9 protein-coding genes, 1 tRNA gene and 1 pseudogene are annotated in these 8,654 nt (G+C 68.4%); 3 read left to right on the top strand and 8 right to left on the bottom strand.

Translation table 11 applies throughout. From position 1 onward, the window contains the following. The 6 genes and pseudogenes from FE633_RS14605 to FE633_RS14580 all read right to left on the bottom strand — a co-directional run. A pseudogene (locus FE633_RS14605) lies at positions 1–356 on the bottom strand (hypothetical protein); the annotation flags it as partial. Between the two features lie 8 nt (positions 357–364). Then, on the bottom strand, positions 365–1,264 hold the full coding sequence (locus FE633_RS14600; RefSeq protein ID WP_138045561.1) for a carbohydrate ABC transporter permease: 900 nt from the start codon (positions 1,262–1,264) through the stop codon (positions 365–367). Beyond that, positions 1,261–2,262, bottom strand: a complete 1,002-nt coding sequence (locus FE633_RS14595) for a carbohydrate ABC transporter permease (RefSeq protein ID WP_138045560.1) — start codon at positions 2,260–2,262, stop codon at positions 1,261–1,263. Before FE633_RS14595 ends, FE633_RS14600 begins: the two co-directional genes overlap by 4 nt. Next, positions 2,262–3,548, bottom strand: coding sequence for an ABC transporter substrate-binding protein (locus FE633_RS14590; protein WP_138045559.1), 1,287 nt, complete (start codon positions 3,546–3,548; stop codon positions 2,262–2,264). Before FE633_RS14590 ends, FE633_RS14595 begins: the two co-directional genes overlap by 1 nt. A 1,009-nt stretch (positions 3,549–4,557) precedes the next feature. Next, positions 4,558–4,629, bottom strand: a tRNA-Val gene (locus FE633_RS14585). Between the two features lie 72 nt (positions 4,630–4,701). Beyond that, positions 4,702–5,136: a TIGR02611 family protein gene (locus FE633_RS14580; RefSeq protein WP_138045558.1), complete on the bottom strand. Its 435-nt coding sequence runs from the start codon at positions 5,134–5,136 to the stop codon at positions 4,702–4,704. A 191-nt stretch (positions 5,137–5,327) separates the two neighbouring features. On the opposite strand from FE633_RS14580, the gene FE633_RS14575 reads away from it, so the two are divergent. Then, positions 5,328–5,741, top strand: coding sequence for an SsgA family sporulation/cell division regulator (locus tag FE633_RS14575; RefSeq protein ID WP_003959770.1), 414 nt, complete (start codon positions 5,328–5,330; stop codon positions 5,739–5,741). A 784-nt stretch (positions 5,742–6,525) separates the two neighbouring features. Further along, positions 6,526–7,083, top strand: a complete 558-nt coding sequence (locus tag FE633_RS14570; protein ID WP_138045557.1) for a CGNR zinc finger domain-containing protein — start codon at positions 6,526–6,528, stop codon at positions 7,081–7,083. 41 nt (positions 7,084–7,124) lie between these two features. Here the strand turns inward: FE633_RS14570 and FE633_RS47185 are convergent, their stop codons facing one another. Both FE633_RS47185 and FE633_RS14565 read right to left on the bottom strand, forming a co-directional pair. After that, positions 7,125–7,277, bottom strand: coding sequence for a hypothetical protein (locus FE633_RS47185; RefSeq protein ID WP_169800124.1), 153 nt, complete (start codon positions 7,275–7,277; stop codon positions 7,125–7,127). A gap of 188 nt (positions 7,278–7,465) precedes the next feature. Beyond that, on the bottom strand, positions 7,466–7,918 hold the full coding sequence (locus tag FE633_RS14565; protein ID WP_138045556.1) for a hypothetical protein: 453 nt from the start codon (positions 7,916–7,918) through the stop codon (positions 7,466–7,468). 196 nt (positions 7,919–8,114) lie between these two features. On the opposite strand from FE633_RS14565, the gene FE633_RS14560 reads away from it, so the two are divergent. After that, a complete protein-coding gene (locus FE633_RS14560) occupies positions 8,115–8,639 on the top strand; it encodes a DsbA family protein (protein WP_138045555.1) in 525 nt (174 codons plus the stop codon). The last annotated feature ends 15 nt before the right edge of the window (positions 8,640–8,654 follow it).

Raw genomic sequence — 8,654 nt, 5'->3', positions numbered from 1 at the left:
AGGGCGAACAGGCCGACGGCGCCGACCACCGGGCCACCGGGGATGCCGGCGCGCACCGCTTGGACGTCCACCCAGACCGCGGCGGCCGCGGCCCAGCCGGCCAGCCCGGCGACCCACCCGCCGCGCACGGCCGCGCGGAAGTCGGCGACGAACTCCCGCCAGCCGCCGCCCTGATGGGTCGTACGCCGCCGCAGATGCCGCGCCCCGGCGGCGAAGGCGGCGGGGTAGGTGACCACGGGCAGCGAGGCGACGGCGATCCACACCCCGGTGAGCAGGCACTCGGCGAAGAGCCCGAACCGCTCAGCGAACGCGGACTCCCGCGGCGCACGGCCTGTCTTGACAGGTGCCTGGCTCATCCCGCACCTCAGCCCTTCAGGCCCGATGTGGCCATGCCGTCGATCAAGTAGCGCTGGAAGGCCAGGAAGAAGGCGAGTACCGGCAGGAGGGCGACGAGCGACATGGCGATCATGCCTCCGTAGTTCGCCAGTCCTTCCTGGTCGACGAACATCTTCAGGCCGAGCGAGACCGTGTACTTGTCGGGCTCGTTGAGGTAGATCAGCGGGCCCATGAAGTCGTTCCAGGAGTTGATGAAGGTGAAGATCGCGCTGGTGATCAGGGCCGGGCGGCACAGCGGGAGCACGATCGACCAGTAGATGCGCAGGTGTCCGCAGCCGTCGAGGCGGGCCGCCTCGTCGAGCTCCTTGGGCAGGTTGCGCATGAACTGCATCATCAGGAAGACGAAGAACGCTTCGATGGCGAGGTACTTGCCCAGCAGGAGCGGGGTGTACGTGTTGATCAGGTTCATGTTGCGGAACAGCACGTACTGCGGGATGAGCAGCACGTGGTAGGGCAGCAGGAGTGTGCCGATCATCAGCGTGAACAGCAGATTGCGGCCCGCGAACTTGATCTTCGCGAAGGCGTACGCAGTCAGCGAGCAGGAGATCAGGATCCCGACCACCGAACCGACCGCGAGGAAGAGCGAGTTGAGGAAGAACGTGGAGATCGAGATGTCCGCGATGCCCTCGGCGAGGCCCGTGTAGTTGGAAGTGATCGGAGAGCCGGGGAAGAGATCCAGGCTGCCTACGATGTCTTCGCTCTTCTTGAAGGAACCGCCGATGACCCAGATCACCGGATAGAGGATGACCGCGAGGATCACCAGGGATCCGAGGTGCCAGGCGAGCGAACCGGGCAGCCTGCGCCGGAAGTTGCCCGCCTTCGTCGACTGGGCCGGAGCCGGCGTGATGTCTGTGGCCTGCGCGCTCATCGGGCGCCCTCCTCGTAGTGCACCCAGCGCTTCTGGGACCAGAACAGCACCGCCGTCACCAGGGCGACCGCGACCAGCAGCATCCAGGCCATGGCGGATGCCAGACCCATCCGGCTGTTCTCGAAGCCCTGGACGTAGAGGTAGCAGGTGTAGACCATCGAGCCGTCCGCTGGTCCACAGGCGTTGCCTCCGGCGCCGCCGCCGACGATGTACGCCGAGCTGAAGATCTGGAAGGAGTGGATGGTCTCCAGAAGGACGTTGAAGAAGAGGACCGGGGAAATCATCGGCAGCGTGATGTTCCAGAACCGCCGCAGCTTGCCCGCCCCGTCGACCTCGGCCGCCTCGTACAGCTCACGCGGGACCTGCTTGAGACCGGCGAGGAAGATGACCATGGGGGCGCCGAACTGCCAGACGGTGAGCGCCACCAGGCTGTAGATGATCATGTCCGGATCGCCGGTCCAGCCACCGACGTTCACCCCGAAGATCTTCTGCGTACGGTCGACGATGGCGTCGTCCGAGAAGATCGCCTTCCACACGATGGCGACGGAGACGCTCGCCCCGATCAGCGAGGGCGCGTAGAACGCCGCCCGGTAGAAGGCCTGTCCGCGCCGCTTCTGGGCAAGGAGCAGCGCCACGCCGAGGGCGGCGAGCAGCTTGAGCGGGGTACCGACGACGACGTACCACATCGTCACCTGCACCGAATGGCGCCAGCGGGGGTCGGCGAACATCTCGGAGAAGTTGTCGAGGCCGATCCACTTGGGAGAGTCGAACAGGTTGTAGTCGGTGAACGCGAAGTAGAGCGAAGCGATCATCGGGCCTGCCGTGAGCAGCAGGAATCCGGCGATCCAGGGGGACATGAAGAGATAGCCGGCCAGGTTCTCCCGGCGGCCCCGCCGCTTGAGGGCGGCGGGGCGCGTGGAGTTCACCGGACCGTGCCGCGGCTCGGAGCCCTTGGCCAGGGCATCCGTCGCAGGGGCCTGTGTCACGGTGGTTCCCATCAGCTGCTGAGAGCAGTCTTCGACTCGGTGAAGAACTGCTTGACGGCGTCGTCCACCGACCGCTTGCCCAAGCCGAGTTCCTCACCGATGCGCAGGAACGCGGCCTCGCAGACGTCGGCGCCGTTCGGGTGCGGGGTGATGGGTTCCAGGACGCCCGCGGCGACGAGGGACTCCTCGTAGGCGGCTATCTCCTTGTTGACCGGGTCGGTCGGCTTGTACGCGTCGTACTGTGCCTGCGTGGCGGGCACACCGCGGTCGTAGCCCATGATCTTGGCGACCTCGGGGTCGTGCACCATGAAGTCGATGAACTGGGCGACTTCCTTGGGATGCTGGGTGCGCTTGGAAGCGCTGAGCATGAGGGAGCCGAGGTACTGGCCGGTCTTCTTGCCGTCCGTGGTCGGGATCGGGGCGAGGCCGTACTCGCTCTTCCCCTCGGCCGAGTAGCGGACGGTGAAGTTGTCCCAGGTGAACTCGCCGCCCGAGAGCTCCGCGGCGACCGCGGACTTGGGCTTGATCTGGGCGACCTTCTTTTGGTCGGCGTAGACGCCCGACTCGACACCCTTCTCGGCCTTCGTCCACCAGTCCGTCAGATCCGCCTCGGTGAAGCCGAGACCGTCCTCGGTAAAGAACGCCTTGCCGTTCTGGCGCAGGTAGAGGTCGTAGAGGTACATGACGTTGTACGGGCCGGTGTCGCCGGCACGCCCCGACTTGTCCCGGATCTTCTTCATCGCCGCGTCGAAGTCGTCCCAGGTCCAGCCCTGCTTCGGCGTCACGCCCGCCTTCGTGTACACCGGCTTGTCGATGACCAGAGCCATCGAGTTGGAGCCGACCGGCACCCCGAGGAGCTTGCCGTCGATCTCGCCGAACTTCTCCAGGCCGGCACGGAAGCCGTCCGTGGAGAGGTTGCCCGCCTTGACCTGCTCACTGAGATCAAGCAGCACATTCTTCGCGTCGTATTTGCGCAGGAATCCGATGGCATTCTGGAAGACATCCGGGGGATTGCCACCGGAGGCCTGGGTGTTGAACTTCTTCCAGAAGTCGAGGTACGGCTGGAAGTCCGTTTTCACCTTGATCTTCGGGTACTTCTTTTCGAAGAGCTTGATGGTCTGATTGATCCGCTTGGCGCGATCTTCGGCACCCCACCAGGCGTAACGGATGGTCACCGTCCCGTCCCCCGCACCGCTGTCGCCACCGCAGCCCGTCAGCGCGGCGAGCCCCAGCGCCGCCACCGACGCTCCGCCCGCCTTGAGGACCGTCCGCCTCTCAACACTCCCGTTGTTACCCACAGTAGGGCCCTCCCCGCGATGTTACGACCGCCGCCATGAATCGTTTCAAGTAAGCGCTTGCTGGCACAAGGTACGGAGGCCCTCCGGGCACGTCAATGATTCAGACAGGATTTGATGTGGGCGAGGCCGCGAGCACGAGGGCGTGAACGGGGCTGATTTGGCAGGGGTGTTGGGTGACTGCGCAGGTGAGACGGATGGGGTCGACCGGTCGAACGGGCGTCGAGGGAAGGAAGTTGATGTGGTGTCAGACAGATTGTTGGTGAGGGAGTGGGGAGTTGAGGGATGGGAAGGGCCCGGGCAGTGACAGCTCGGGGTGGAGGGCGAGATGACAGAGGGCCGGGGCGACGACCACGCCGGGGCAGCCATGGCGAGGTGGGCAGCGTCCGGGGGTGGCCGCGGTGAGGCGGAGCTCGGAGTGTGCGGAGGGGAACACACGCGAAGGCACCAGGTTGCGGCGACGGCGTGGACTGCGCGCCGGGTCCCCGAGACCGCCCCGAGTTGCCGGGGACGAGGTGGGGCTCTCGCGGGGCACGAGCGCCGGTTACCGCACCGGACGCAGGAAGGAATGCAGGCAAATCTGCAGATCGCAGCCTCGGAGAGCCGTAGCGCCCCGGCGGCGGTCGCGCCCCGCGAAGTGGTCCGGTGTGTACGAGGTTCAAGGCCGTGCCGCTCACGATGGAAGCCGTGCCGCCCTCGCCCGGCGAACATGAACAGTCGCAAACGGCTGCAACCGCGGACAGCTCGGATGCAGGCGGACGCAGGCAGCCGGAGAGCCGGACCGGACACCGGACGAGACCGGGCCGACCGGACCCGGATGCGGGCGGCGAAGCCTCGCGGCGCTGGACGGGGCGCCTACGCGACCTGCGCCGTGGCGAGGGCTGAGGGGGCGAGGGCTGAGGCACGGGCGGGCACCGAGGCCCGGGCTGGGGCGGGGCCGGGATCAGGGCCGGCCGGAAACGACGAAGGCGGCCCGTCTGCGATTCCGCAGGCGAAGGCCGCCAGTCATACGTGGGCGATACTGGGATCGAACCAGTGACCTCTTCGGTGTGAACGAAGCGCTCTCCCGCTGAGCTAATCGCCCGGGCGCAGGAAGAACATTACCCCATGTCAGGAGGTGCTTCCGACCGCCCACCGAGCACGCGGAACCGAGCCGTTATTCCTTGATCTTCCACGGCATCTCTAAACCGAAGCGCCAGAGGTAGACCCCCACCAGCACCCCGATGATCACCAGACCGATCGTCGTCAGGATGATGTTCCTGCGCCGCACCCTGGGATCGAGCGCCCGCTGCGTCGCCTCGGTGACCTTGCGCTTCGTCCAGCGAAGCACCAGTTGCGCCCAGACGAACTCGGTCGCCCAGATCGCCATGCCGCCGAAGATGACCAGCCACCCCGGACCGGGCAGCGGCAGCATGATCACGCCACCCACCACGATGGCCAGCCCCACCACGAAGACGCCCACTTGCCAGCTCAGGTGGAGCATGCGCCGGGCCTTGATGAATTCCGGTGCACGGGACCCGAGCGCCCGCTCGCGTGCTGTTTCGTCGGCCGCCGTCACGACCTTCCCCGTTTCGTCACTCCCCGTGTTCATACGGCCAAACCCTACCGGACAGAAACCAGTCACCGGAATGGTCGTACGCGACGAACGCATACTCGGCCGGATGAGCTACGTAAAGACACGCAAAACACTCAGAGGGGTTTACAACGGCACCGTAGGTGGCATGTCGATTTCGCCGACGTGCGAATCCCCGAGCGCACACTGAGCGAAAGGCCCTGGCGCTTATGAACACCACGGTCAGCTGCGAGCTGCACCTGCGCCTCGTTGTGTCGAGCGAGTCCTCACTGCCTGTTCCCGCAGGACTGCGGTATGACACGGCCGATCCCTACGCCGTGCACGCCACCTTCCATACCGGAGCCGAGGAGACCGTCGAGTGGGTGTTCGCCCGCGACCTCCTCGCCGAGGGCCTGCACCGGCCCACGGGCACCGGCGACGTCCGCGTCTGGCCGTCCCGCAGCCACGGTCAGGGCGTCGTCTGCATCGCCCTGAGCTCCCCGGAGGGGGAGGCTCTGCTCGAGGCCCCGGCGCGGGCCCTGGAGTCGTTCCTGAAGCGAACGGACGCCGCCGTGCCCCCAGGCACGGAACACCGCCATTTCGATCTCGACACGGAGCTCTCGCACATCCTGGCGGAAAGCTAGGGCGAGGCCCCGCACAAAGCCGCCCGGCGCCGTCCACTCGGGGAGACGGCTCGGGCTCAGACAACCGCATATGGCACACACCGGCGCCGTCGCCGCGGAATCCCGCGGAGGCGGCGCCGATGCGCGGTACCGGTGCCCGTGCGGGGTGCCGGTGCCCGTAGCCGTGCGCGGTGCCGCTGCGCTGCCCGATGCCCGTGCCCGATGCCCGTGCCCGTGCCGGTGCTCCATGACCGGTGCTCGTGCCCGCGCCCGGTGCTCGTGCCCGCGCCGGTGCGCTGTGCCCGCGCCGGTGCGCTGTGCCCGTGCCGGTGCGCTGTGCCCGTGCCGGTGCGCTGCGCGGTACCCGTGCCCGGTGCCCGTGCGTGGTGCCGGTGCGCTGCCTGGTGCCCGTGCTGTGTGCCGGGGCGCGGTACCCCTGCGTGGTGCCGGTGCGCTGCGCGGTACCCGTGCGTGGTGCCGGTGCGTGCGCGGTACCCGTGCCCGATGCCCGTGCCCCATGCCCGTGCCCGGCGCCCGTGCCGGTGCCGGCGCCCGTGCCGGTGCCGGCGCCCACGCCGATGCCGGTGCGCAGTACCCGTGGCCGATGCCCGTGCCCGGTGCCCGTGCGTCGGCTCGACGTATGTTCGGCTCCACCGGACGTACGCTCGACACCATCACCCGTGCCGGCCGCTCCGCGTGTCCGGCTGTTCGACGCGGCCGGCGCCGAGGCCTCGTGTCGCACAGCCGCTAGCATCGGCGAGCATCGGCGGGCGTCCGCCCGACCCCCCAGGCCAGGGAGCGAAACGTGCTGATCACCCACGACACCCGGTGCGCCCTCGACACCGTGGTCGATCTGGTGAACACCGCACCGGAGGACGACACGACGGACGGGCTCGCGAATATCGCGGCCCTGAACGATTTCGTACGAACCCACGAGATCAGCGATGTCGGCACGCTGTCCGAACTCGATCTCTCGGCGGTACGCAAGATCCGCGGGCGCTTCGCCGGGGTCTTCGCGGCGTCCGATGCCCGGACCTCCGCCGCGCTGATCAACGAGCTGGTCGCCGCGGCGGGCACCACGCCCCGGCTCACCGACCACGACGGCTACGACTGGCATGTGCACTACTTCGCGCCCGGTGCGTCCGTCGCGGACCATCTGGCGGCCGACTGCGGAATGGCTCTGGCGTTCTTCGTGGTGGCGGGGGAACAGGAGCGCCTGCGGCGCTGCGAGGCGCCCGACTGCCGGCGTGCCTTCGTCGACCTCTCCCGCAATCGCTCCCGCCGCTACTGCGACAGCCGGACCTGCGGAAACCGCCTGCACGTGGCCGCCTACCGGGCGCGGCGCAAGGAGGCGGCCGGCTGACGGAGCCCTCGGCGGGTGACGCCAGGGACTCCGCATACGGCTCAGAGCAGCAGCAGATCGTGCAGCGAAGCCATGAGCAGGAGACAGCCGATCACCGCAAGGAAGATCATCAGCGGTGGCTGGGAAAGTGCGAAGAGACAACCTCGCCGCTCCTCGGGAGGCACGGCGGTGTCGCTCTGTGTTGTGTCCAGCATCTCGCGGGCGATGATGGCGCAGCTGAGACTCCCGGGGCGATCAACACGCCCGGAAAATGGGGTAGTTAGCCGAAATCCGTGACGCGACCGTCCAGCATCTGGGATAGCGGGCGCGACATGGGGGCCTTCCGTGGGCCGTCCGGCTCACTGTGTCGTTTCAGAACGGCATGTGCCGTGCCCCGTCGGCGTCAAATGCCGTGCTTCTTCAGGATGGCTTCGATGTCGCTGAAGTCGTCCGACGAGTCGGCCGCGCGAGGTTTGGCCTTGGGCTGGGGACGGGTCGCCGGGGGCTTCGCCGGACCCAGCGAGGGCGCCGAGGCCGCGGGAGCGACCGCCTCGCTCTGCGCGGCCCGGGCGGCCGCCTTGCGCTCTTTTCGTGTCCCGCCGCCACGCCGCTCGACGGCGCGCGTCGTCATGAACAGCAGCCAGGAGACGCCGAGCACCCCGAAGCCCGCCCAGGCCACCGGACTGAAGGCGGTCTCAGCCGCCCACTCGACGGCCCCGGTCATCACCAGGCCGAGGGGGACCAGCGAGTACGCCACCAGGCGGGCCGCCTTGAGGAAGCGCTTGCGATACGCGGTGACCGCGGCGATGCCCAGGCCGGCCGCGGAGACGGCGGAACAGACGGTCTCGGCAATCATCCGGTCCTCCAGGCAGGGATGGGTCGAGCGACTTGCTGCGTCTCTTCCATCCTGCACCGCTCCGTGCCCGGTATGCCATGGTCCGAGCAGACCCTAGGGTCATCTCCGGGTCGCCTCCTCCTCAGGGCCCGGTGGGCTGTGCAAGGCTCGGTGGGTTCTGCGAGGCTCGGTCGAGCGCTGTAGGACACTGGTTCCCATGAGTGACTCCTCCCCCACACGCCCCGTCGTCCCCGTCCTGGACGTGTGGTGCGAACTCCAGTGCGCCGACTGCCGCAGCGCCCTCGACGACCTGCGCGCGCTGCGGGCCCGCTACGGTGACCGGCTTGAGCTGCGGCTGCGGCACTTCCCGCTGGAGAAGCACAAGCACGCGTTCGCGGCCGCGCAGGCCGCCGAGGAGGCCGCGGAACAGGGCCGGGCCTGGCCGTACGTCGAGGCGGTGCTGGGCCGCGTCGAGGAACTGGACCGCGGGGGAGAACCCTTCCTGGTCGAGGTGGCTCGCGAACTCGGCCTGGACGCCGAGGAGTTCGACACCGCCCTGGTGGACGGCCGGCACATCCTGATCGTCGACGCCGACCAGGCCGAGGGCAAGGCCATCGGCGTGACCGGCACCCCGACGTACGTCATCGACGGCGAGCGTCTCGACGGCGGCAAGAGCCAGGAGGGGCTGCGCGAGCGCGTCGAGGCGATCGTGGACCGGCTGCTGGCCGGGCAGGAGGCCTGACCTCCGCGACCTCCA

Origin of the sequence: Streptomyces montanus (assembly GCF_005786655.1) — a bacterium.
Lineage (GTDB): Bacteria > Actinomycetota > Actinomycetes > Streptomycetales > Streptomycetaceae > Streptomyces > Streptomyces sporangiiformans.
Note: the sequence above shows the minus strand (reverse complement) of the source record. Positions and strands in the feature narration are given on the sequence as shown.

What these genes read in the sequence shown, in the direction of transcription:
- FE633_RS14575 (WP_003959770.1), top strand. Translation starts at nt 5,328, where the DNA reads ATGAACACCACGGTCAGCTGCGAGCTGCACCTGCGCCTCGTTGTGTCG.
- FE633_RS14580 (WP_138045558.1), bottom strand. Translation starts at nt 5,136, where the DNA reads ATGAACACGGGGAGTGACGAAACGGGGAAGGTCGTGACGGCGGCCGAC.
- FE633_RS14595 (WP_138045560.1), bottom strand. Translation starts at nt 2,262, where the DNA reads ATGGGAACCACCGTGACACAGGCCCCTGCGACGGATGCCCTGGCCAAG.
- FE633_RS47185 (WP_169800124.1), bottom strand. Translation starts at nt 7,277, where the DNA reads ATGCTGGACACAACACAGAGCGACACCGCCGTGCCTCCCGAGGAGCGG.
- FE633_RS14600 (WP_138045561.1), bottom strand. Translation starts at nt 1,264, where the DNA reads ATGAGCGCGCAGGCCACAGACATCACGCCGGCTCCGGCCCAGTCGACG.
- FE633_RS14565 (WP_138045556.1), bottom strand. Translation starts at nt 7,918, where the DNA reads ATGATTGCCGAGACCGTCTGTTCCGCCGTCTCCGCGGCCGGCCTGGGC.
- FE633_RS14560 (WP_138045555.1), top strand. Translation starts at nt 8,115, where the DNA reads ATGAGTGACTCCTCCCCCACACGCCCCGTCGTCCCCGTCCTGGACGTG.